At 51.2% G+C, this 25,050-nt stretch carries 19 protein-coding genes; 4 read left to right on the forward strand and 15 right to left on the reverse strand.

The window, feature by feature from the left end:
• Positions 1 to 8: 8 nt before the first annotated feature.
• The 8 genes from folC to fabB all read right to left on the reverse strand — a co-directional run bounded on the left by folC (position 9) and on the right by fabB (position 11,226).
• Positions 9 to 1,259: a bifunctional tetrahydrofolate synthase/dihydrofolate synthase gene (folC, locus tag BZJ19_RS00795; protein WP_077674274.1), complete on the reverse strand. Its 1,251-nt coding sequence runs from the start codon at positions 1,257 to 1,259 to the stop codon at positions 9 to 11.
• 68 nt (positions 1,260 to 1,327) lie between these two features.
• On the reverse strand, positions 1,328 to 2,245 hold the full coding sequence (gene accD, locus BZJ19_RS00800; protein ID WP_077674275.1) for an acetyl-CoA carboxylase, carboxyltransferase subunit beta: 918 nt from the start codon (positions 2,243 to 2,245) through the stop codon (positions 1,328 to 1,330).
• A 150-nt stretch (positions 2,246 to 2,395) separates the two neighbouring features.
• The gene (truA, locus tag BZJ19_RS00805; RefSeq protein ID WP_077674276.1) at positions 2,396 to 3,199 is read right to left on the reverse strand and encodes a tRNA pseudouridine(38-40) synthase TruA; all 804 of its coding nucleotides are present in this window, start codon (positions 3,197 to 3,199) and stop codon (positions 2,396 to 2,398) included.
• 143 nt (positions 3,200 to 3,342) lie between these two features.
• Positions 3,343 to 4,020, reverse strand: coding sequence for a FimV/HubP family polar landmark protein (locus tag BZJ19_RS00810; RefSeq protein WP_102136078.1), 678 nt, complete (start codon positions 4,018 to 4,020; stop codon positions 3,343 to 3,345).
• 44 nt (positions 4,021 to 4,064) lie between these two features.
• A complete protein-coding gene (locus BZJ19_RS00815; RefSeq protein WP_131826377.1) occupies positions 4,065 to 7,280 on the reverse strand; it encodes a FimV/HubP family polar landmark protein in 3,216 nt (1,071 codons plus the stop codon).
• Positions 7,281 to 7,591: 311 nt separating this feature from the next.
• On the reverse strand, positions 7,592 to 8,605 hold the full coding sequence (locus BZJ19_RS00820) for an aspartate-semialdehyde dehydrogenase (RefSeq protein ID WP_077674279.1): 1,014 nt from the start codon (positions 8,603 to 8,605) through the stop codon (positions 7,592 to 7,594).
• Positions 8,602 to 9,756: a 4-phosphoerythronate dehydrogenase gene (locus BZJ19_RS00825; protein ID WP_077674280.1), complete on the reverse strand. Its 1,155-nt coding sequence runs from the start codon at positions 9,754 to 9,756 to the stop codon at positions 8,602 to 8,604. Before BZJ19_RS00825 ends, BZJ19_RS00820 begins: the two co-directional genes overlap by 4 nt.
• Positions 9,757 to 10,011: 255 nt before the next feature.
• Entirely contained in the window at positions 10,012 to 11,226 is a 1,215-nt protein-coding gene (fabB, locus tag BZJ19_RS00830) for a beta-ketoacyl-ACP synthase I (protein ID WP_077674281.1), read from the reverse strand.
• A 119-nt stretch (positions 11,227 to 11,345) separates the two neighbouring features.
• On the opposite strand from fabB, the gene mnmC reads away from it, so the two are divergent.
• Positions 11,346 to 13,346, forward strand: a complete 2,001-nt coding sequence (gene mnmC, locus BZJ19_RS00835; RefSeq protein ID WP_077674282.1) for a bifunctional tRNA (5-methylaminomethyl-2-thiouridine)(34)-methyltransferase MnmC2/FAD-dependent 5-carboxymethylaminomethyl-2-thiouridine(34) oxidoreductase MnmC1 — start codon at positions 11,346 to 11,348, stop codon at positions 13,344 to 13,346.
• An 86-nt stretch (positions 13,347 to 13,432) separates the two neighbouring features.
• Here the strand turns inward: mnmC and BZJ19_RS00840 are convergent, their stop codons facing one another.
• Together BZJ19_RS00840 and BZJ19_RS00845 are read right to left on the reverse strand one after the other, a co-directional pair.
• A complete protein-coding gene (locus BZJ19_RS00840; protein WP_069587231.1) occupies positions 13,433 to 13,708 on the reverse strand; it encodes a YfcL family protein in 276 nt (91 codons plus the stop codon).
• Between the two features lie 10 nt (positions 13,709 to 13,718).
• Positions 13,719 to 14,270, reverse strand: a complete 552-nt coding sequence (locus BZJ19_RS00845; RefSeq protein WP_077674283.1) for an elongation factor P hydroxylase — start codon at positions 14,268 to 14,270, stop codon at positions 13,719 to 13,721.
• Positions 14,271 to 14,471: 201 nt separating this feature from the next.
• On the opposite strand from BZJ19_RS00845, the gene BZJ19_RS00850 reads away from it, so the two are divergent.
• A complete protein-coding gene (locus BZJ19_RS00850) occupies positions 14,472 to 15,095 on the forward strand; it encodes a trimeric intracellular cation channel family protein (protein WP_077479246.1) in 624 nt (207 codons plus the stop codon).
• Between the two features lie 56 nt (positions 15,096 to 15,151).
• Here the strand turns inward: BZJ19_RS00850 and aroC are convergent, their stop codons facing one another.
• Positions 15,152 to 16,225: a chorismate synthase gene (aroC, locus tag BZJ19_RS00855; RefSeq protein ID WP_077479247.1), complete on the reverse strand. Its 1,074-nt coding sequence runs from the start codon at positions 16,223 to 16,225 to the stop codon at positions 15,152 to 15,154.
• Between the two features lie 168 nt (positions 16,226 to 16,393).
• Positions 16,394 to 17,326 carry a 50S ribosomal protein L3 N(5)-glutamine methyltransferase gene (gene prmB / locus BZJ19_RS00860; RefSeq protein WP_077674350.1) on the reverse strand — a complete coding sequence of 311 codons (933 nt, stop codon included), beginning with the start codon at positions 17,324 to 17,326 and terminating at the stop codon, positions 16,394 to 16,396.
• 120 nt (positions 17,327 to 17,446) lie between these two features.
• On the opposite strand from prmB, the gene smrB reads away from it, so the two are divergent.
• Positions 17,447 to 17,977 carry an endonuclease SmrB gene (gene smrB / locus BZJ19_RS00865; RefSeq protein WP_069587210.1) on the forward strand — a complete coding sequence of 177 codons (531 nt, stop codon included), beginning with the start codon at positions 17,447 to 17,449 and terminating at the stop codon, positions 17,975 to 17,977.
• Positions 17,978 to 17,990: 13 nt separating this feature from the next.
• On the opposite strand, the gene sixA is transcribed toward smrB, so the two are convergent.
• Positions 17,991 to 18,473, reverse strand: a complete 483-nt coding sequence (sixA, locus tag BZJ19_RS00870) for a phosphohistidine phosphatase SixA (RefSeq protein ID WP_077674284.1) — start codon at positions 18,471 to 18,473, stop codon at positions 17,991 to 17,993.
• A gap of 144 nt (positions 18,474 to 18,617) precedes the next feature.
• On the opposite strand from sixA, the gene BZJ19_RS00875 reads away from it, so the two are divergent.
• Positions 18,618 to 21,395, forward strand: a complete 2,778-nt coding sequence (locus BZJ19_RS00875; protein WP_077674285.1) for an insulinase family protein — start codon at positions 18,618 to 18,620, stop codon at positions 21,393 to 21,395.
• Between the two features lie 92 nt (positions 21,396 to 21,487).
• Here the strand turns inward: BZJ19_RS00875 and fadJ are convergent, their stop codons facing one another.
• Both fadJ and fadI read right to left on the reverse strand, forming a co-directional pair.
• Positions 21,488 to 23,617: a fatty acid oxidation complex subunit alpha FadJ gene (gene fadJ / locus BZJ19_RS00880; protein ID WP_102136079.1), complete on the reverse strand. Its 2,130-nt coding sequence runs from the start codon at positions 23,615 to 23,617 to the stop codon at positions 21,488 to 21,490.
• Entirely contained in the window at positions 23,617 to 24,927 is a 1,311-nt protein-coding gene (gene fadI, locus BZJ19_RS00885; protein WP_077479250.1) for an acetyl-CoA C-acyltransferase FadI, read from the reverse strand. Before fadI ends, fadJ begins: the two co-directional genes overlap by 1 nt.
• Between the last annotated feature and the right edge of the window lie 123 nt (positions 24,928 to 25,050).

Consider the following 25,050-nt stretch of genomic DNA (forward strand, 5'->3'; position numbering starts at 1 on the left):
ACTCCGTTTTAATTAATCTGTTCACTCACTTGCCCCACGGTATGGAACGACCCGAATACGACCACACAATCACGCTCGGGTTCCGCCGCTTGGTAGGCCGCTTGATAAGCGTGATAAGGGGTATCAAACCGCTCCTCTGCGTTGACGGGCAAAGCACTCGCCGGAGCCCCCCGCGCGACACTCAAGGAAGCGGGATACCAATGGTCAACAATTCCCTCAAAGCACGCTAACGTGCCGGCAATATCTTTATCTGCCAGCATAGCAACCACAGCATGGATGTTTCCGCCTCTATCCTGCTTAATGGACGCTAACCTATCCGCCAAATATTGCGCAGCGTGCGGGTTATGGGCAACATCAAACACGGTGTAAGGCTGGCTCGAAATAACTTGCATCCGGCCAGGCACAGTGAGGGTTCGCAATGCCTCGGTGATGTGCGTGTCAGCGATATTCAGCTCTGCGACCCCGAGCGCCATTAATGCCGTTGCGGCATTTTGCATAGGAATATGAGGAACTGGCAGCGCATCCATATCAAAGGCTCCGGCATGCCAACACCAAGTATCACCTTGCTGTACATAGTGATACTGATAACCGATTTGATACAACTCTGCACCAACCGCGTCCGCATGCGCAGCAACACTCGCAGGAGGCGCAGGCTGGCCACAAATTGCCGGTTTACCCTCACGGAAAATCCCCGCTTTTTCATAACCGATTTGGTCGATGTCATCGCCGAGCCAATCACAATGGTCCAGCGCTAGACTAGTGATCACTGATACGTCATGCTCGACCACATTTGTTGCATCTAAGCGTCCCCCAAGGCCTACCTCTAGGATCACCACATCAAGCTCATGCTGCTTAAAAAGCTGTAACGCCGCCAAGGTACCAAACTCAAAAAAGCTTAGACTGGTTTCTCCGCGCGCTTGCTCAATGGCGGCGAATGCTTGGCAATGCGCCGCATCGTCTAAGGGGTTGCCATTAATACGCACGCGTTCGTTGTAATGAACAAGGTGAGGAGAGCTATATACGCCAGTGCGATAGCCCGCATTCTGCAAGATCGCCTCGAGCAGTGCACAGGTCGTTCCCTTCCCGTTGGTACCCGCCACCGTTATGATCTTTGGAGCAGGTTTGGTCAATTGCGCATGCTCGGCAACGTGGGCAACGCGTTCTAAACCTAAGTCAATCGCGCTGGTATGGATGGATTCAAGATAAGACAGCCACGTCGATAGTGGGGACGTGGCTGTAGGAATGCATTGTTCAGACATTAACTTGGTCAGTTGCTACATGATAGGTAGATAATACCAAGGATAACGCTGAGGAACACGGTCAAATCTTACTCTTGAGAAGCAGATTGCTCGTCTTCTTGTGGCTTGTATTGTTCAACGTCAACCACCAATGGTGATTTTACATTGCTCAGCTTCGCAAGCAGCCCTGCCAAGCGCTGACGCATTTCGCGACGATCAACAATCATGTCGATGGCACCATGCTCGAGCAAGAATTCACTGGTCTGAAAGCCTTCAGGTAACTTTTCACGTACCGTTTGCTCAATCACGCGACGGCCCGCAAAACCAATGATGGCTTTAGGTTCCGCGACATTGACGTCGCCAAGCATTGCGAAACTGGCGGTGACGCCACCATAGGTTGGATCGGTCATCACCGAGATAAACGGCAGCTTATGACGAGAAAGACGCTCCAGCGCAGCGCTAGTTTTTGCCATCTGCATCAGCGACATCAAGGCTTCTTGCATACGCGCGCCACCGCTGGCAGAAAAACACACCAGACCACAATTATTCTCGATCGCAGTTTCTACTGCTTTCACAAAACGCGCACCTACAACGGCACCCATTGAGCCACCCATGAACTTAAATTCAAAGGCACAGGCAACCACGGGAACCTCTAACACGGTTCCTTTCATGACGATCAGTGCGTCCTTCTCACCACTCGATTTTTGTGCCGCAGAAAGGCGGTCTTTATATTTTTTCGAGTCACGAAACTTCAGCACATCTTTCGGCTCAAGCTCAGCGGCAATCTCTTCGCGACCGTCTTTGTCGAGAAACACATCAAGGCGGCGACGAGCAGGAATGCGCATGTGATGATCACACTTAGGGCACACCTCTAGGTTACGCTCTACATCTGCGTGATAAAGCACTTGGTCACAGGACGTACACTTGGTCCAGACCCCTTCAGGAATGGATGCTTTGCGCGATGAACCAATGTTGCTTTTCGTTAGGATTTTTTCAAGCCAGCTCATGGACAACCTTTACTTAATCATGGGCGTCCGCATAGGACGTCCATCTTGGATTCGTAACAAATTAGACCGAATTAAATCACAAGTCAGTCAGACTTGGGATAAAAAACTGGTACTACCTATTCTTCGCTCTACCCTTTGACGCGCTACTATTTAAGCCCGTTTAATGACCTCATCGGGTAAAAACAGGGGGCCAATCGGCGCATAGGGCAGCGCAAACTCTTGCGGATAATCAACCTCAACCAAATACAAGCCTTCCGCTTTGGCGGTGGCGGCCGCTAAGGTGCGATCTTTTTGGGCCAGCAGCCATTCAATCCATTCGGGTGGATGTTCTTTTCGGCCCACAGCCATCAAGCTACCTGCGATATTCCGCACCATATGATGAACAAATGCATTCGCTTTAATATCGATGATAATGTAACGCTCGCGACGACTCACCGACAAATGCATCACATTTCGCCACGGTGATTTTGACTGACACTGCGCAGCGCGGAACGAGGAAAAGTCGTTTTCCCCCAGTAAGTACTGACCGGCCTGATGCATTAAGGTTTCATCCAACTCACCATAATAATGGCTGACCCCCTTGGCTAAAATGCCCGGACGTAGAGGGTGATTGTAGATGATATAGCGGTAACGACGTGCGGTCGCGCTAAACCGAGCGTGAAAGCTGTCAGGCACCTCTTTTGCCCAACGAACAGCAATCGCATCCGGTAAATTGGCATTCACACCCAGTGTCCATGCTTTTAACGGCCGCTGGCTATCCACATCAAAGTGCACCACTTGACCAGTGCCATGGACACCAGCATCGGTTCGTCCAGCACATTGAACATCGACAGTTTGGTTAGCCACGACGGATAAAGCACGCTCCAAGTGCGCTTGTACGCTGGTAACTTCTCGTTGGCGCTGCCAACCGTAAAACTGCGCTCCATCATATTCAATGCCTAACGCGACTCTCATGCTTGTGCCTTTTCGTTTACTCACTATTAAGGCGCCGCATTATATACGTAATGCATGCGATGTGCAGGTCCGATACCGGGCTCCTTTAATCATCGATGTCGCCAACGCAAAGATAAAAAACGGCAGCCGAAGCTGCCTGTTTTTTATCGTAGCTGTTCAAGCAGCTGTCGTGCCTCTTGTTGAAGCGCTTTATTCCCTGATTGCATGACTTTTTCTAGCAATGAAATCGCACCATCGACATCGTTCATCTCTAGATAGGCTTTAGCCAGATCGAGATTGGTGGCCGCTTCCGTACTGGCCGTATCACCATCGACATCGATGGCACTGATATCTTCCAGCACATCAGGAAATTCATCCAGCCCCACGTCTAAGTTCATTTCCGCTTTATCCGGGTCAATATCCGGTGCGCTACCATCATCGCGCATCAACTCCTCGATGCTGATGTAATCACGCTCCTCTTCCCCTTCATCAATGAGTTCGCTCTCTGCTTCACCTTCATTCAGCAAATCGTCATCAAGCGCTTGCTCTAATTCGAATTTCTCAAGCGACTCTGGATCCATGGCAGGCTGTTGACTCCAGTCCTCGCTTTCAGCTTCGGGCTCTGGCTCATTATCCGCTTGCCACACGGCCGCTTCTTCATCAGAGAGCCCGGACAGATCAAGAGGCTCATCGCCATCCGGTTCAGACAACAGAGCGTCCATATTGAGACCACCCACTTGATGGTCGTCATCATCCAGCTCACTAATATCTCGGCTGTCGCCTTGCCCCACATCACGGCCTTGCTCATCGAAGTAAGACTCGAGCTCACGTTGCTCATCCAAAGCGGCACTCAATGCATCGTCTTCGTCAAACTCGCCCAGTTCATCTAAAGAGAGAGAGTCAAACTCATAGTCTCGGTTGCTGCTTTCTGGCTCTGGCTCTGGCTCTGGCTCTGGCTCTGGCTCTGGCTCTGGCTCTGGCTCTGGCTCTGGCTCTGGCTCTGGCTCTGGCTCTGGCTCTGGCTCTGGCTCTGGCTCTGGCTCTGGCTCTGCAAACTGGTTAGGTCGAGAAGGTCCTCTTCACTGAGGTTGTCAAGATTTTCGCCTTCATCATCTGCTGGCTCAGCGTCTAGATCATCGTCGCCATCTTCTGCCGGCGCATCCTCTTCGCTGGCATCTTCTGCGGCTTTATCCACATCCGCAGTTTCATCACCCGCTGGCTCAGCATCTAGATCGTCGTCGCCATCTTCTGTTGGCGCATCATCTTCGCTGGCGTCTTCTGCGTCTTCATCTGCATCCGCAGTTTCATCATCTGCTGGCTCGGCATCTAGACCATCGTCACCGTCTTCTGCTGGCGCATCCTCTTCGCTGGCGTTTTCTGTGGCTTCATCTGCATCCGCAGTTTTATCATCGGCTGGCTCGGCATCTAGATCATCGTCGCCATCTTCCGCTGACGTATCGTCGTCGCTGGCATCCTCTGCGACTTCGTCTGCTTCCACAGTTTCATCATCTGCTGGCTCGGCATTTAGATCATTTTCGCCGTCTTCTGCTGGCGCATCATCTTCGTTGGCTTCGTCTGCTTCCACAGTTTCATCATCTGCTAGCTCAGCATCTAGATCATCTTCAGTATCTTCCGCTGGCGCATCCTCTTCGCTGATACCTTCTGAGGCTTCATCTGCATCCACAGTGTCATCATCTGCTGACTCGGCATTTAGATCATTTTCGCCATCTTCTGCTGACTCATCGTCGTCGCTGGTATCTTCTGTGGATTCATCTGCATCCACAGTGTCATCATCTGCTAGCTCGGCATTTAGATCATCGTCGGCGTCTTCTGTTAGCGAACCCTCTTCGCTGGCATCCTCTGCGGCTTCATCCGCTTCCGCAGCTTCATCATCTGCTGGCTCGGCATTTAGATCATTTTCGCCATCTTCTGCTGACGCATCGTCGTCGCTGGTATCTTCTCCGGCTTCATCTGCATCCGCAGGCACATCGTCTTCGCTGATATCCTCTGCTGACGCATCCGCTTCGGCGGTTTCGTCTGCTTCGCCACTATCGTCACTGTCTGGCTCTGGCTCTGGCTCTGGCTCTGGCTCTGGCTCTGGCTCTGGCTCTGGCTCTGGCTCTGGCTCTGGCTCTGGCTCTGGCTCTGGCTCTGGCTCTGGCTCTGGCTCTGGCATACCATTATCGATATCAGTCTCATCGCCATCATCGCTTTCATAAAGCAAGTGCTCTAGTTCAGCTTCATTCGGATCGGTGTCGTCTTCCCCCCAAAGTGCCGGATCATCATCCTCAGCCAGTGGGTCGATATCATCATCCCCTACCACTTCTTCAAGCAGCGCATCTGAGTCTTCAAGATGAGGATCATCTTTATCTAGCACTTCGTCTAACAGTGCGTCACTGCTTTCATCAAACTCGTCGATATCATCATCGTCATCGTTGATCCAAGCCTCGTCATCGGCCTCTTCTTCATCACCAACCAGTTCGTCGAGCAACTCGGTGGTGTTATCGAGGGATAGGTCGTCATCGTCGCTATCGTCATCCGATAGATCAATGTCTTGGCTAAGATCAAGCTCAGGCTCGTCTTCGAGAACCTTATCAAACAAGGCATCATTTGGTGCGTCTTCTGGCTCGTCAGCAGCCTTATCTGTGTCTGATGTCGCTTCTTCCGGTTGGTCAGCACCCTCACCTTGTTCGCCGGCCAACAGGGCGTCGATATCATCAACATCGCCGCCATTATCTTCTTCGAGTGATTTTGCCCATTCTGCAGCCAGTGCTTCATCCGCACTCATTTCTTCTTCGGGGGCAGCATCTGACTCTTCTGGGGTAGACTCTTCTTCGACCGACGGTTCAGGCGTCTCTTCTGGGGGAGCCTCTGCTAGCTCATCCAGCGCTCGCTCCATGTCTTCCAGGCCAATAGCATCATCCCCATTGGGTGCCACGCTCGACTCGTTACCCGACATATCATCGAGGTCATCATCCAAGTCAAGATCGTCGAGATCCGTGTCATCACCAAACATTTGGTCTTCATCGCTACCAAAATCGTCGGCAATTTCTAACTCATCATCCTGCGGCTCTTCACCGACTTCCTCTTCAGGATCTGGCACCATGATAACCGGCATATCATCGTCAATTTCATCATGGTCAAGCGCCGCTGGTTCTTCGACGTCATCCTCTTGCTTTTTACGACGCGAGAGGAAGAAGAAAATCGCCCCCGCAATCGCAGCGCCAGGCAGAATCGCTAGCATAGCAAGCAACAACGGGCTATCCATCAATGATTCCACCGCTGATGGCGGCTGGGTTTCTTTTGCGACTTTTGCTTGGCGTTGTTGCTCTAAGAACGCGCGGATTTCCTGATTCAATTCAGCATCATTGCCTACTTGCTCTTTCAGCGCAGAAAGCTCGTGTTGAACTTCCGATAGACGGACTTTGAGCACATGATTGCTTTCCACCAAGCGCGTCATTTCTTGATCCGATGCTTGCAATTGCGACTGCAAATTCTCGACCACTTGTGGCTGTGGTGACATGTCATCGCTTGAGGAGTCCGCCATCGAAGATGCATCAGGCTCTTCAGCATCTGGTGAGGGAGGCGTTGCATCAGGACGAGAGGCAGCCGGTTGCTGAGGTTCACGAGGTGCACTCACTTGGGTGCTAAGTGGCGCTTGCGGGGTTGCCTGGGCTTGCTTTCTCGCTTGGTCGATTTCGAGGCGCGCAACAACATCGTTAGTGCTTTCACGCTGAATTTGCGCCAAGGTGGGCATTACTAAGTTACTGCCAGGCTGCAAACTATGGATATTGTTATCCGCAAACGCATTCGGATTTAAGCGAAAAATCGCTCCCAAGGTTTGATAAACACTGACTTGGTTATTCGGCCGCATTTGCGTGGCAATAGACCATAAGGTTTCATTCGCCCCGGTTGGCCCATAACGCTGCGGTGTCGGCGTATTCACTGGCTGCGGCGCTGATTGCGCCTCAGTAGTCATTTCATCCTGCGGTCCAAGAATACGAATCGCCGCTTCCACAGAAACAGTAGAAAAACTGAAGACAATAAACGCAACCATGGCTAGCAAGACAGCAAGACGCTGACTGAACTTTCCAGTAGTCATACACGTTTTACGATGAGAAGACTGTTCACTTTGCTGTGCGTCGGACACACCCGCACCCCTTATGGCAGAAATGGCCTCACTAAATATCTAACTATATCGGAAGCCATGCTAAAAACTGTAGTTTGATGATATAAAAGTGTGTTGTGCGATCAAACTGTGGGCGCTCGGCCTCAGTTTTACCTTTACGATTACCGGCAATTTGCCGCGACACACCGAGTTAAAAGCAAAAATAGTGCCTAAAAAAATACCCTGTCAATGGTGACAGGGTATCATGGCGTCTTACCATCGTTGCGATAAACGCTGTGGCGAATTTACAAGTAATCGCGCACCAACAGTTCCGCAATCTGCACTGAGTTCGTTGCAGCTCCTTTTCGGACGTTATCCGCCACGACCCAAAGGTTCAAGCCATTCGGGTGACTAATATCATTACGGATCCGACCCACTAACACCTTGTCAGTGCCAGTGCCCTCTTTCACTTGCGTTGGGTAGTCCTCACCTTCGAACACTTCGATATGTTCATGTTGGCTCAAGATGGCCACCGCTTCTGTAGCGTCAATTGGTTGACGGCATTCAATATGCACCGCTTCGGCATGGCCATAGAAAACAGGTACACGCACGCAAGTGGGGTTCACGCCAATCATTTCATCGGCAAAGATCTTTTGCGTTTCCCACACCATTTTCATTTCTTCTTTGGTGTAGCCATTGTCCATAAACTGATCGATCTGTGGCAAACAATTAAACGCAATTTGTTTGCTATATAGCGCCGGTTCAGCGTCTTGACTATTGAGCAGTTTAACCGTTTGTCCGGCAAGTTCATCGATACCCGACTTACCGGAACCCGAGACAGATTGATAGGTCGACACGTTAATACGCTCGATTCCCACTGCATCATAAATTGGTTTCAACGCCACCAGCATTTGGATAGTGGAACAATTGGGGTTAGCGATGATATTGCGGTTACGAAAATCGCCAATCGCGGCAGGGTTCACTTCGGGGACCACAAGAGGGACATCAAAGTCATAACGGAATTGGGAGGTGTTATCAATCACGACGACACCTGCGTCTGCCGCTATCGGCGCCCACTGTGCAGACGCTTGTGCGCCTGCTGAAAATAGGCCGATTTGCACTTGGGTCCAATCAAACTTCTCTACGTTTTTAACACGTAGGCTTTCGCCTTTGAATTTGATGGTTTCTCCTTCACTGCGCTCACTGGCGAGCAGGTGCAGTTTCCCAATCGGAAAATCGCGCTCTTCTAGGCTATCAATAATCGCGCGCCCTACCGCGCCTGTTGCGCCTAAAACCGCAACGTCAAATGCTTGTGTCATGCTTGCTCCTCAATACTAAAGCCGAGCTTAGCCAGCGACTGTAACCCGAAATCCGTCTGTCCGGCTACTGTGATCGCACTGTACTCACGTCGATCCCAGTAATTTTTTCGTAATTGGTCAAAGGCTGTACGTTGTGCGGGTTTATTGTCCCCAGCGCCATGCATCGCGCGACGAAAATCACTGTCGTCCCGACGAATATCGTAGACCAATTGTGTCAATGCCATTAGATCGCTTTGTTGCCATGGCTGAGCAAGCGTCACATGAGGGATGGGGGCCGTCGGTAGCAATTCACTGGCGTGGGCACGATGAGGCAAGCCAAGGTGTTCACACAGTGCGTTAAACACCATGGTAGTACCGCGCGCTTTTCCTTCTAGGCCATAGCCTGCAATATGCGGCGTGGCAAAGGTCAGCTTGTCCATAAGGTCCAGATCAACCTCGGGTTCATGCTCATACACATCAAGCACCGCATCCATGTCGCCTTCATCAAGTCGTGCACTCAAAGCCTGATTATCAACCACAGGGCCACGCGCCGCATTAATCAATATGCTGCCCGCACCTAATGCTGCTAAACGTGTCGCGTTCATCAAATGGTAGGTGGGGTATTGACCCTCACGCGTTAATGGTGTGTGGAAAGTCACTACATCACACGATGCAATAAGTGTATCAATATCAACCATTGGGCGTGGATCACCGGCATCTTGGCGAGGCGGATCGCACAACATTGTTTTTATCCCTAGCGCATGAAGGCGCTCGGCTAAATAACTGCCCACGTGCCCGACTCCCACAATACCGACCGTCCGGTCTGCAATCGAGAATCCTTGTTGTTGGGCCAATACAAGCAGTGCGCTGATCACATACTCAGCAACCCCAACTTTGTTGCAGCCGGGTGCTGCCGTCGCGTGAATACCTTGGGCATGCAGGGCGTTAAAATCAAGGTGATCTTCACCCGCGGTGGCAGAGCCGACAAAACTTAACCGAGACGCGCCCTTGACTAGGGCCTGATTCACTTGTGTCACACTTCTTACCATTAATGCATCAGCATCAATCAAATCCGCCGCGCTGATTGCGCGTCCGGGTAATGCCACGACCTCACCCAATTGGCTAAACAAGGCTTGGGCATAAGGCATGTTTTCGTCTACAACAATTTTCACGTTCAACGTCCTGTGTGAGTCGGTGCACCGCGTATCGGATGCAAAATGCGAAGGCAATATTGTATCTGGCTCGTCACAAGAAAACACCCTTGCTCAACGGGGACGGTGGAATTATCGATGGCAGGAGTCGGCATAAAAAAACCCGGCCGAAGCCGGGTAAATCCAGGACCTGAAAAGACCATTACCGGCTCTCAACGATAATAGCCCGCGTCTGATGGCAGAATTGCTCTGCAAACCTGGAAAACGAGGGGCGGATTAACCGCGATATTTTTCGATCACCAAGGTCGCATTGGTGCCACCGAAGCCAAAGCTGTTCGACATCACACGCGTCAGTGCTTGCTCACGCGGTGCAGTGACGATATCTAACCCTTCTGCAGCAGGATCGAGTTGTTCGATGTTAATACTTGGCGCCACAAAGCCATGCTCCAGCATCAACGTCGAATAAATGGCTTCATGCACACCTGCCGCGCCTAACGCGTGGCCCGTCATGGCTTTGGTCGCTGAAATCGCTGGGCTCTTGCCTGCGAAAACTTCTTGGATCGCGCCAAGCTCTTTGACATCACCAACTGGGGTGGATGTGCCGTGGGTATTGATATAATCCACGTCGCCGTCCACATCTTGCATCGCCATCTTCATACAGCGGATGGCGCCTTCGCCTGACGGGGCAACCATGTCGTAGCCGTCAGAAGTCGCACCATAACCGACGATTTCACCATAGATGGTCGCGCCACGCGCCAATGCATGCTCAAGCTCTTCGACCACCAACATGCCGCCACCACCAGAGATAACAAACCCATCGCGGTCTGCATCATAGGTCCGTGAAGCCTTTTGTGGGTCGTCATTGTATTTCGTTGATAACGCACCCATGGCATCAAACATCATGGTTAATGACCAATCAAGCTCTTCGCCGCCACCAGCAAATACGATGTCTTGCTTACCCAATTGAATGAGCTCAAGTGCATGACCGATACAGTGTGCTGATGTTGCACAAGCAGAGCTCATGGTGTAGTTCACCCCTTTAATTTGAAATGGGGTGGCCAAGCACGCAGATACCGTCGAGGACATAGTGCGGGGCACCATGTAAGGGCCAACGCGTTTAACCCCTTTTTCTCGAAGGATATCGACCGCTGCTACTTGGTTAACAGAAGACGCACCGCCTGAGCCTGCGACAAGGCCGGTCCGTTCATTAGAGACGTGTTCAGGCGCAAGACCTGCGTGTTCAATCGCTTGCTCCATAGCAAGATAAGCAAAGCCAGCCGCGTCACCCATAAAGCGCATTTTTTTGCGGTCGATATGGTCGGCGGGGTTCAGTTTGAGGTCACCCCAAACGTTACTGCGCAGTTTCATATCGGCAAACTGCTGAGAGAAGTTAATGCCAGATTTTCCCGCTTTGAGCGACTCCAGCACTTCTTTGACGTTGTTACCAATACTGGAAACAATCCCCATGCCTGTAATGACAGCTCGTTTCATGATTCTTTCCTAGACGTTAATTTCGCAGTGGATGATAGCGTTTTTAAAGCTGATAAGTGGTCAGCTTTCCTTTCAGTCAGTACAATTTCGCTTTTACGACATTTTTGTATGAGGCATTTGTGAGCTCTCCCTCAATTAAACATGCGCAAATCAGTTGGAACGACACTGGCACACCGGTCGCCGACCAGTTTGACGATGTGTATTTTTCTAACGCTGACGGCCTCGCCGAAACCCGCTATGTGTTTTTGGCTCAAAACCAACTTCCCACCCGCTGGGAGACCCACTCATCGCCCCGCTTTGTGATCGCGGAAACCGGTTTCGGCACCGGATTAAACTTTCTCGCGACCTGGCACGCCTTTGCGCAGTTCCGCCAAGCCCAACCCGATGCGGCGGTCACACAACTGCACTTTATCAGTTTCGAAAAATATCCCCTGACCGTAGAAGATCTTGACCGTGCGCATCAAGCTTGGCCTGAGCTTGCCCCGTATGCAGAGCAGCTTCGTTCTCACTACCCAGCCCCTTTAGCGGGCTGTCAACGGATCGTGCTGGCACAAGGTCAGATTACACTCGATTTGTGGTTTGGTGATATTAAAGATTGGTTACCACAAGTGCCGACTGGCGCAGCAGGGATTATCGATGCTTGGTATCTCGACGGTTTTGCCCCGAGCAAAAACCCGGAGATGTGGAATCAAGATTTATTTGATGGCATGGCTAGGCTTGCCCGTGAGCAGTGTACTTGCGCCACCTTTACCGCCGCTGGTTTTGTCCGTCGTGGTCTATTAGCTGCCGGTTTTGACATGCAAAAGGTGAAAGGGTTTGGCCACAAACGCGAAATGCTGGCAGGCCGATTACCCACGCGCAAAACGGCGACCAGCTTTCAACCATGGTACGCTCGGACTCCGGCCATATCGGCAGATGATATTGCGGTCATTGGCGGAGGGATTGCCAGTGCCGCATTGATCACGGCATTACTTCAACGCGGAAAACGCGTCACCCTCTATAGCCAAGACTCGCATCCTGCAGCGGGGGCATCAGGTAACCGCCAAGGCGCCATTTATCCACTTTTAAATGGCAATAACGACAATCTAAGCCAATTTTTTGCTCCTGCGTTTTTGTTTGCTCGCCAGTTTGTTGAGCAACAACACGAGCAAGGGATCGCGTTTGAACACCAATGGTGTGGCGTGACTCAACTGGGTTACGATGAGAAAAGTGCGACCAAACTGGCTAAAATGACCGAAGGTGACTTTCCAGACACACTCGTCACGCCAATCGATAAGGCAGATGTAGCTGAGACGGTCGGCCTAGAAACCGGCCATGCAGGCGTATTTTATCCATTGGGTGGGTGGATGAGCCCACAACAATTTACGGCCGCCGTGATTGATGCGGCTATCGCGAGCGGACAACTGCGCGCACATTTTGATTGCCACGTGGATGCTCTGACGCAAGCCGACAATGGCTGGACACTTAACACAGCAATTGGTGAGGTTTGGCATCATAATGTGGTGATCGCAAACGGTCACCAATCCGCTCAATTTGGCCAAACACAGCCGATTCCTGTTTATCCGGTGCGAGGTCAAGTGAGCCATGTCCCCACCAATGCTGAGCTACGTCAACTTAATACAGTGCTGTGTTTCGAAGGCTATTTAACGCCGGTCAATCAAGCAGGAGAGCATTGCTTGGGGGCCAGTTACAGCCGGAATAATGCAGACCTCACTTTCCAAGCTGACGAGCAAACCGAGAACCAACAGCGTCTCACCAGTTGTATTGATACCGACTGGGCGCGTGCCGTGCCAGTTGCAAAAGAAGGACGTGTGGGCGTACGCTGCGCCAGTCGCGATCACCTCCCGTTTGTGGGCAATGTTTGCGACTATCACGCACTGGTTGCTGCGTACCAGAATCTGCAAAAAGATAAAGAAAAAGCAGGCTCCGTGCCTGTCTATCCGGGGCTATTTTGCCTACTCGGCTTGGGGTCACGTGGTCTTACGTCCGCGCCGCTTGCCGCGGAAATACTCGCCGCACAATTGTGTGATGAGCCTTTGCCATTACCACAAACGGTGCTCGACAGACTGCATCCAGGGCGAATGTGGGTACGTAAGCTGTTAAAAGGCAAAGCCTTGTAACCATAGGCACGAGACAAAACAGCCATCGTCAAGACGATGGCTGTTTACTGTCGGCGCCGCTTATTTCATGCGCTCAGCGGCGAAGACTATTGGTCTTTTTCAACCTGTTGCTGCAGCAAGTCCCACAATGCGCCCACCAAACGTTGATCGCCGGGAGACAATTCACTGGCATTGTCATTGAGGCTGGCATCCACACGCGCTTTGAGGGAGGCAACGTCATCAAGACCTTCCAATTCGCAGTCTGCAGCGGCAAGAGACACATGGCCACGCAAATAACCACTGGCAAATAACTCATCATCAGAGGCGGTTTCTACCATCTCGTCAATCAAGGTCAAAATACGTTCTTCGTAGTCTTGGATCATCATGTCTCTCTTAGCCTGACTCGGGCAATGCAAAATCGTTGGGCGTTAACGGGGCAATGCCGTAAAAGCCTCGCAAGGTATCAGAAAACTGCTTAGCACGCACGGGTAATACGGGGCTTGTGCTGTCTTCGCTCAGGTAGTCCATCACTTGCTGACGCACTTTGGCAGTAAACGCATGGCGATCCGGCTCGACACCACTTAAATTGTCGCAACTGACTTGAAAACGAAATCTACAGCTTGTAGATAGTATCCACTCAATCGCTTGTGGCTTCACTTCCACGGCCTCAAAGGCAGCTTGCGTGTCAGCATCACGACCATCGGGGTGATACCAATAGCCATAGTCTTCCAATTGACGGCGTTTCTCGCCGGCAATGGTCCAATGTGCAATTTCATGTAACGCAGAAGCAAAAAAACCGCGCGCAAAAATCACCCGATGATGTGGGTACGTTGCATCTGCGGGCTGATAAATGGGTTCATCGCCGCCCAGTAAGAGTTCAGTATTGAACGTGCCAAGAAATGTTTGGTTAAAAAGCCGGATTAAGTCGTGATAATCGTGGGTCATACAGCACTTTAATAGGATTAAATATCAATCAGTAACAAAAAAGACATTTTTAGCGATAAAAAGCAGCATCTACAACAGCTAACCCTTTCAATCTAAACACTCTTTTTTATTTGTTCCTCATCACAAATTTGATTGTATGAGGCCGTTAAGGCCACTACAATGCGCGTCAATTTCTAATCCCAGTATAAGGTGTCGGGTTGTATGTTGTTATTGACGCTTTATGTCATTGGCATTACCGCGGAAGCCATGACAGGTGCACTCAGCGCAGGTAGAAAACACATGGACTGGTTTGGGGTAATGTTTGTCGCCAGTGCCACCGCTATCGGTGGCGGAACCGTCCGCGATATTCTGTTTGGCCACTACCCTCTCACTTGGGTTGCTAACCCGCATTTTCTCGTGATTACTTGCGTCGCAGGCTTGATTACGCCGTGGATTGCCAGCTGGGTTGCTCGCAATTATAAACTGTTTGTCACCCTAGATGCACTGGGCCTTGCCGCCTTCAGCATTATTGGCTGCCGCGTAGCGATGGATATGGGGCTACATCCTCTGATTTGCATGGTTTCATCCCTGATCACCGGTATTTTTGGTGGACTATTGCGTGACTTAATCTGTCGTCAATCGCCGATGGTCTTGCACAAAGAGTTATATGCCTTGGTCGCCTTTGTCACCGGTGCGCTTTACTTTAGCTTGATTCGCCTCGATGTCGGTGAACTGATTGCGACGGTTGCTAGTTTAGTGATTGGCTTTAGTTTTCGAATGGCTGCCCTTCGTTTTGGTTGGTCGTTACCCGTTTTTCGCTTTGAAGCTCCTTCATCACTGCACTGATCATAAAAAACCGCACAACTGGGTGCGGTTTTTTGGGWAAGCGACTGAATCAAAAACTATATGCTGGGATTCGCCCCCATTTGGCCACGATGACGCAGCAAATGGTCCATAAGCACAATCGCCACCATGGCTTCAGCAATCGGTACCGCGCGGATCCCCACACAGGGATCATGACGGCCTCGGGTCACCACATCCGCGGACTCCCCATGAATATCAATGCTTTTTCCCGGAACCGTAATGCTAGAAGTCGGCTTTAGGGCTAAATGGGCAACCAGCGGCTGACCTGAAGAAATCCCTCCCAGAATGCCACCGGCATGGTTTGAGGCAAAGCCGTCAGGATGTATTTCATCACGATGCTCACTGCCGCGCTGGGTTACCACATCAAAACCATCGCCAATCTCGACCCCTTTCACCGCATTGATCCCCATCAGTGCGTGGGCGATATCAGCATCTAAACGGTCAAACACCGGCTCCCCTAAGCCTACCGGCAGGTTTTCCGCCACTACGGTCAGTTTCGCACCAATCGAGTCGCCGTCTTTTTTAAGCTGACGGATAAGTGCGTCTAACTCATCGAGTTTATTTGGGTCAGGACAGAAGAAAGGATTTTGCTCAACTTGCGCCCAATCAACTGTGTCTATGGTCACGTCTCCCATCTGCGCCAAGTAGGCACGGACTTGAATACCGTGGACTTGGGCAAGGTATTTTTTAGCCACCGCCCCTGCGGCAACACGCATCGCGGTTTCACGCGCTGACGAACGACCACCGCCGCGGTAGTCGCGGATGCCATATTTATGATGGTAGGTAAAATCGGCATGGCCGGGACGAAACACATCTTTGATTTTGGAGTAATCTTTTGAGCGTTGGTCGGTATTTTCGATCATCAAGCCGATCGATGTCCCCGTGGTTTTGCCCTCAAACACACCGGAGAGAATCTTAACGGCGTCAGGCTCGCGACGCTGTGTGGTGTACTTCGATGTGCCGGGGCGACGACGGTCAAGATCATGCTGCATGTCCGCTTCCGTCAACGTCAACCCCGGGGGGCAGCCGTCAATAATCGCGCCCAGTGCGATACCGTGGCTTTCTCCAAACGTCGTCACGCGAAAAATTTGTCCAATCGTGTTGCCTGCCATGCCTTCCTCTGTTTGCCTGATGGGCATTGTTGTGTTTTTGCGTACTTTGTTAGCAATTAACCACAAAGCAGTCAAAGACGCAAAAAAAAATCCACCTCAGATCGTCAGTGCAAAAATAAAAAAAGCCAGCACAAAGGCTGGCTAGAAAAGTATGCTAAGCGCGTGTGACTAGTCGCGATAAAGCGCAAATTCCTCAGCACAGGCAACTAAATTTTGACGCGAGATCATGAACACGCCGTGACCGCCGTTTTCGAATTCGATCCAATGCAATGGTAGGTGGCCATATTGCTCTTGCATGTGCACCATCGAGTTACCCACTTCACAAATCAGTACACCATCGTCGGTGAGGTAATCCGGAGCATTGGCGAGGATACGACGAACCAGTTTCAATCCATCCGTCCCGGCAGCCAGACCTAATTCAGGCTCATGGCGGAACTCGTCAGGCAGGTCGGCCATGTCTTCTGCATCCACGTACGGAGGATTGCTAACAATCAAATCGTACTTATCTTGCGGGACGTCTTTTAGTAAGTCAGATCGCAGCGGGATCACTTGCTCTTCCAAGCCGTGATCTTGAATGTTGATTTCGGTCACTTCCAACGCATCGGTAGAAATATCCACCGCATCGACTTCCGCATCAGGGAAAGCATAGGCGCATGCAATCGCAATACAGCCACTGCCGGTGCATAGGTCCATAATCCGGCTTGGGGCATGCGGTAAAATACCGGCAAACTCTTGTTGGATCAGTTCACCAATCGGTGAACGTGGCACCAAGACGCGCTCGTCAACAAAAAACTCGAGGCCACAGAAATAGGCTTTGTTAGTCAAGTACGCAACAGGGGTTTTATCGTTAATCCGTGCAATGACACGCTCAACAATACGATGTTTTTCACTGGTGGTCAGGCGCGAAAAACGCGTCTCAGACGGGACATCGACAGGAAGATATAAGGTAGGAAGCACAAGCTGCACCGCCTCGTCCCAAGCATTGTCTGTGCCATGACCGTAAAACAGCCCTGCCGCATTGAAACGACTGACTGTCCAGCGCAGCATGTCTTGCAGCGTATGTAATTCGCTGACCACTTCTTCAGTAAAAATCGTATCCACATTGGCCTCCATCGGCTTCATGCAATTTAGGGTCGCCCTTTGACGCGAGGTCAGTACAATAAGCAGCATTTTGAGCTGGCTGAATGTACAATTCAGATTATCACCTCGGGGACAGTTTTTATGAGCAAAAAACCATCAATAACGGAAGAGGATTTTGCATTATTCCGTGATGCCGTCAAAGGCGCAAAAAAGTTGGAGCAGGATACCATAAACCCGCCACAACGCCAGACGAGCAAACCGCGCAAACAGCAGCGATTCGAGCAACAAAGCCGCGATCATGCCTTTTATTTTTCTGATGAGTTTGAGCCTTTACTCAGTGAATCTGGCCCTATGCAATACGCCCGCCAAGGCGTCTCAAAATATGAGGTGAAACGCTTGCGTCGTGGCGTCTATGTGCCCGATATCTATTTAGATTTACATGGCATGACACAGATGGAAGCAAAACGTGAACTCGGCGCGATGCTCGCAGCCTGTGTCAAAGACGGCGTCCAGTGTGCCAGTGTCATGCACGGCATCGGCAAAGGGATCCTCAAAGAAAAAATCCCACTGTGGCTCGCACAGCATCCAGATGTGTTGGCATTTCATCAGGCCCCACTGGAGTTCGGCGGTAATGGTGCACTCTTGGTGTTAATCGACGTTTCCGACCGCTAGCTCCCGAGCCGGTTTAGCCTTGTAGCTCGCGCGGCGACATCATTGCAATAAGCTCGGCCGTATCGTTTTGACCATCGATATCAAGTACCGCCATGGCTGACGTCGAGAACATTGGCGGCTGACCATTTTGCAGCCACTCGTTGGTCAAATAGCCCACCAGCGGCAAATGAGATACCACGAGGACAACATTCGGTGCTTCTACGTCAAACATGGCTTGCAGATAGGTATAGACTTGGTCGCTCTGACCATAAGGCGTGATGTCTGGCTCAGTGGCAACCTCACGGGCAGGAAGGTGTGGCGCACAGACTTGCCAGGTTTGCTGTGCACGTAAGTAAGGACTTACCAATACTTTATCGATCGTCTCGCCAGCCAAATGTTGACTGAGCCAAGCTGCCATTTGCTCACTTTGTCGCTCGCCATTCACGGTTAAACCGCGTTCACTATCGCTTGCAGCAAACGCTTGTGCTTCCCCATGACGCATTATGATCAGTTTCATAGCCAGAAATACTCACAACAGTTATCTGTGATTTAGCCGCATGCTACCAATGTATATCGCAAAAGACCAAAGAAGTGGTTTGCGACTCAGGTCACTGGTAGTCATAATTGAGGCATAACTTGTTTAAACGATATCGAGTTGCCTGTGCATGTTAGCCCAAATGACAATAAGCGCTACCGTTATTTCACCCTGCCCAACGCGCTCCGCGTTTTGGCAGTCTCCGATCCTGCGGCACACCGCAGCGCGGCAGCCTTATCTGTTAATGTGGGCCATTTTCATGACCCAGCCGACCGAGAAGGCTTGGCACACTTTCTCGAGCATATGCTGTTTTTGGGCACGGATGCATATCCGCTAGCAGGTGACTTTCAGCGCTTTATTAGCCAGCATGGTGGCCATAATAACGCGTGGACAGGGACTGAAAACACCACCTTCTTTTTCGATATTCGCCCCAGCCAATTCCGTGCGGCTCTCGACCGTTTCAGCGCGTTTTTTATTTCGCCTCGCTTTGATGCCGATGCTGTCGATAAAGAGCGTCAGTCCGTGGATGCTGAATATCGCATGAAGCTCAACGACGATGTGCGGCGCATCTATCAAGTCCATAAAGAAACCATTAATCCCGCTCACCCTTTCGCAAAATTCTCAGTCGGAAGCTTGGAGACCTTGGCAGATAGAGCGGGTCAGTCGGTGCGAGACGATCTGATTGCGTTTTATCACGCCAATTACAGCGCTAACCTGATGACGTTAGCCGTCACGGGCCCACAGTCACTTGATGAGCTAGAAGCGATGGCACAGCAGCATTTTAGTGCCATTATCAATCACGACTATTCACCACTGCGCATCCATGAACCACTGATCAGTGCCGCACAGCGACGCCAGTGGGTCACCGTGGAGCCACTTAAAGAGGTACGCAAGTTAACCCTCGCGTTCTCACTGCCCGAAAGCGAATATCAATACCGCACGAAACCTCTATCTTACATCGCCCACCTTCTCGGCTATGAAGGTCCTGGTAGCTTGATGTCTCTGCTCAAAAGCAAAGGCTACATCAATACCCTCTCTGCAGGCGGTGGCATCAGTGGCAAAGATTTCCGTGAGTTTACCTTAAGCCTTGCACTCACCGAGCTGGGCTTGAGCAAGCTCGACGACATTATCACCTATGTGTTTCAAGCCATTCAGCTTATCCGCCAATACGGTGTGGAAGCGTGGCGTTACCAAGAAAAACGCCAAGTCCAAGAGCTCGCGTTTTACTATCAAGAGCCGCTGCGCCCGATTGATACAGTGAGTCAGCTGGTGATGAATATGCAGCATTATGACCCGATTGAGGTGGTGTACGGGGATTACATGATGGCCGGGTTTGACCACGCCCAAATCCAAGCCATGCTGCAGCAAATGACGGTCGATAACCTCAGAGTGACCTTGGTTGCCAAAGGCTTTAAATACGACAAACAAGCCAAATGGTATGACACGCCCTATGCGGTGAAGCACTTTAGCGAAAAGCAGTGTGAGAAATGGCGCACCACCTATATTTCTCCTGCGCTGACCTTACCCGATCCAAATCCCTACATTGCCGATGCGCTGCGCCCCTTACCGCTTGAAGATGATGCGAGCGATACGCCGATATTGATAGAAGAGCTGCCAGGGTTCCGGCTCTGGCATGGTCAAGAGCCTCACTTTCGGGTGCCCAAAGGGCATGTCTACATTGCTATTGACAGTCCGCATGCCGTCGCCAGCGTCAAAAACATTGTCATGACACGCTTGAGCGTCGAAATGCTACTTGAAGCGCTGAACGAACATGCCTACCAAGCAGAAATTGCAGGCATTAATTACAACTTATATGCCCACCAAGGTGGCGTGACATTAAACATCAGTGGCTTTAATGATAAACAACCGCTGCTGTTGGCCTTGATCCTCGACACCTTTTCACGGCGAAACTTTAAACCCGAACGCTTTGAAGTGATCAAAAGCCAACTTAAGCGTAATTGGGAAAACGGGGCCAAAAATAAGCCATTAAGTCAGCTCTATAACAGCATGACGGGGATATTGCAGCCCAATAACCCACCCTATCAAGCCTTGCTCGACGCGCTCGACACCGTCACGATCGCCGATTTACCCGTGTTCGTTGAGGCCATGTTCGCCACGCTGCATGTGGATATGTTTGTCTATGGCAACTGGCACCGTCACCATGCGAAGGCCTTGGCCGAAACCGTTAAAGATGCGCTGCGGGTAGACGATCAAACCTATCAAGAATCGATCCGGCCGCTGACCTTATTAAATGACTGCGGCACCATGAGCTACGAGCTAGCACTCGATCATGCGGAGTCGGCGTTGTTGGTGTACTACCAAAGTCCAGACACCTCCTCCGAAGCGGTCGCCACCTACACGCTTGCCAATCATCTGATGTCAGCCACCTTTTTTAACGAGTTGCGCACGCGCCAACAATTGGGATATATGGTAGGCGCTGGCAATTTACCGTTAAATCGCCACCCAGGGCTGATCTTTTACGTCCAATCGCCAATGGCAGGCCCTAACCAACTGATGGCCGCTGTGGATGACTTCCTCAATGCGCTATTTATGATCTTGCTTGAAATGAGCGAAGCACGCTGGCAAAGCAGTAAGCAAAGCCTATTAGCGCAAATTCGCGAGCCAGATAATAACCTACGTGCTCGCGCGCAGCGCTATTGGATCAGTATCGGCAACAAAGACTATCACTACGAACGCCGTGAACAGGTGGCCGAGGCCATGGAGTCGCTAACCCGTGCCGACATGGTGCGTTTTGTGGTTAACCGTCTCAAACCTCGAACCGCGGATAGGCTTGTTATGCATAGCTGCGGCAGCGAGCACCGTGAACATGCCGAATTAGACGGTGCGCACCCTATTCGCGATATTGACGCATTTCGGGCCATTTGTGGCCGCAGCGAAGAATAAGCGCGTCACTGCAAAACCACAGTGGCCTGACAAACGACGACAAAAAAGGGCAGCGTGAACGCTGCCCTTTTGGTTTAGGTGGCACGCCGAGCTTAGGGATAAAACTGTAGCCCTTCTTTTGCCATCATCACCAAACGCTCGCACGGTGCAAAACGGTCCCCATAACGGTCTTGATGAGATTGCAGCAAGCTCACAATGCGCTCTACTCCCACTTGGTCCATATAGCGGAAAGGACCGCCTAGGAAAGGAGGGAATCCAATGCCGAAAATCGCACCGATATCACCATCACGGGCAGAGCGGATCACCCCTTCATCCAAACAACGCGCCGCTTCATTGAGCATCATCAGCGCACATCGCTGTGCGATGTCATGGCCAGAGAGCGTTGGATTCAGCTTGATATTGAGCAGGCTGTACACTTTTTTATCGGCCTGTTTGCCCTTGCTGCCTTTTTTTCCCGTATCGTATAAGTAAAATCCTTTGCCTGTTTTACGCCCTTTTCGGTCGTCGTTCAGCAACACGTCAAACACATCTGGCGCTTCAAAACGCTCACCCAGCTCTTGGGTCAAAATGGGCGCAATCTTAGCACCGATATCGATCCCGACTTCGTCCAACAAGGTGATCGGGCCGACTGGGAAACCGAAGTCAAGTAAAGCATTGTCGATATGCTCAATGCTTTCGCCAGCCAATAACACTCGCGCTGCTTCGTTCATATAGGGCGCTAGGATACGATTGACATAAAAACCCGCACTGTCACCAACCACGATAGGCGTTTTACCTTGTTGATGAGCCAGTTTTACCACCGTCGAAATGGTCTTCTCACTGGTGCCAGTATGCGGGATGACTTCCACCAGCGGCATTTTTTCTACCGGGCTAAAGTAATGCAAGCCCACGATGTTCTCCGGGCGCTGGCTGCCTTGAGCTATTTGGTGAATGGGCAATGACGAGGTATTGGTGGCAAAAATTGCCTTGTTTCCTGTGATTGACTCCATTTCCTCGACCATACGATGCTTGAGTGATAAATCTTCAAACACCGCTTCAATCACCACATCTGCATTCGATAATGTGGTCGCCTGCGTATCGCCAGACAGTTGCATCATGGTCGCTTGCAGTTCCGCTTTACTGATCTGCTTACGCTTGCGCTTTTTGTTGAGCAAATTGTAGCTGTAGCGCAGCGCATTTAAGATGCCGTCTTCACTGACATCCTTCACTCGGACAGGATAGCCGGCTTTTGCGACCGACACATGGGCAATACCGGCGCCCATCAAGCCGCCACCTAAGACGCCAATCCGTTTAATCTCGCCCGGCTCAGCATCTGCACCGTTTTCTTTTTTCATCGCCGTGGTCGCAAAGAAAATGCTGCGCAACGCTTTGGATTCGCTGGTCATCACCAGTTCACCAAAACGGCGCGCTTCCTCTTCAAGACCCGCTTGAATGCCTTTATCTAACCCCTTTTTCACCACCGCAAGAATCGCATCCGCAGCAGGATAGTTACCCCGTGTTTTAGCGCGGGTTTTCTTTCCTGCTTGGTCAAAGACAAAGTTACGGCCAACCGCATTACCACTGAGCATCCAGCTTTGCCAGCTACGCGGGCGCTTCGGCTTTGATTTTTGCGCCAAGGCTTCTGCCACATCCAGCAATACGGTATGCGGGACACAGTCATCAATCACGCCGAGCTTTTTCGCTTTTTTCGCTCGAAGCTGTTTGCCGGTTAGGATCATATCTAGCGCATTCGGCACGCCAATTAGACGTGGCAATCGCTGCGTACCGCCCGAGCCGGGTAATAAGCCCAGTTGCACTTCTGGCAGCCCGAGTCGGGTTTTGTCACAATCGGTCGCGACACGGCTATGACATGCCAACGCGAGCTCTAATCCGCCCCCTAAACATGGGCCGTGGATTGCAGCCACAACATGGAAGGGTAGCTTTTCGATACGTGCAAATAACGTTTGTCCTTGTGCGGCAATCTCTGCGGCTTGTTCAGCTGTTTCACACGCATCGAGCATGCGCACATCCGCACCGGCAATAAAGTTGTCTGGCTTGCCAGAATGGATCACAAGTCCCTTAATGTTGCTATTGTTTTCCAGTTGTTCCAGTACCTCGGAGACCCCTTCGACAAAGCTTGCCTGTAGGGTATTCATGCTTTCTCCGGGAACATCCACTTTTAGCCAAGCGACTTGGTTGTCAGCGATATGTAGCGTAAAGGCTTGATGGTTTTCGACTGTCATTATTCCGCCTCCAAAATCATTGCTGCGCCAAGTCCACCTGCGGCACATGCGGTGTTAAGGGCCAGTCCGCCGCCACGACGTTTCAGTTCACGCAGTGTTTGGGTGATCATACGGGCACCGGTTGCCGCAAATGGGTGACCGTATGCAATCGAGCCCCCTAAGACGTTAAATTTATCCATATCAATTTCGCCAATCGCGCGATCACGATTAAGGTGCTCACGTGCAAACGTCTCGGATGCAAACATTTTTACATTCGAAAGGGTTTGTGCCGCAAAGGCCTCGTGCATATCGATCAAGGTTAGGTCGGACAGTGAAATACCGGCACGGTCGAGCGCAAGCGGCGTCGCGTAAGACGGCCCCATCAGCATGTCTTTTTGCACTCCAATGGCAGAGAATGCATAAGAGCGGATATACCCTAATACCTCAAGGCCCAGCGCTTTGGCGCGGCTTTCTGGCATCATCAACACCGCCGCGGCACCATCAGTGAGCGGCGTACTGTTTGCCGCGGTGACCGAGCCATGCTTGCGGTCAAAAGCTGGGCGCAGTTTCGCGTAATCCTCAAGAGTGGATTGCGGACGTAAGTTGTTGTCTTGTGCAATCCACGCTTTGTAAGGTTCAGGGTACGCTGTCATCACCTCATCACTGAGCAAGCCTTCGTCCCACGCTTTGCTGGCCAGTTGGTGCGAGCGTAGCGCTAAGGCATCTTGTTCTTTGCGGCTAATTTGATGTGACTTTGCCATTTGCTCTGCGGTTTGCCCCATACTTAGGCCGGTTGAATATTCCGCTACCGCAGGTGGGACAGGTGCCAGATCTTTCACCGAAAGCTTACTGAGCAGCTTCAAACGCTTGCTCATGGTTTTGGCTTTACTCAAGTCCAACAGAGTACGAGCTAACTTCTTGCTCACACCAATGGGCAGTACGGACGAAGAGTCCGCGCCCCCAGCAATACCCACTTCGATATTGCCCGCGATCATGCTCTCAGCAACATTCACCACCGCTTGAAAACTGGTCGCACAAGCACGTGTGACACTGTAGGCGTCAGTATGGATGTCCATACCTGTCCCCAATACAATTTCACGGGCAATGTTTGGGGCTTCCGGCATTTGTACCACTTGACCAAACACGACTTGATCGATGTCTTTCGGCGAAATCGCACTGCGATTGAGCATTTCTTGAACCACCATTTTTCCGAGGTCAACCGCGGGGACATCTGTATAGGCGGTTGACTGGCGGGCAAATGGCGTGCGCAGCCCAGACACAATGGCGATACGATCGCCTTTGCTGGTTTTAAGGTGTTGCTGAGACGTCATCACTGCTCCTTAGGATATTCTACAGGTCTGACCACGAGTGTAACTAAAATGTTACCAGCTTAAAACATCCGTTTTAATTGATTGGTAAGATTGCCAACAGGCGCACAATTCAGCACCTAGGCT

Source organism: Salinivibrio proteolyticus (assembly GCF_001996165.1).
GTDB lineage: Bacteria > Pseudomonadota > Gammaproteobacteria > Enterobacterales > Vibrionaceae > Salinivibrio > Salinivibrio proteolyticus.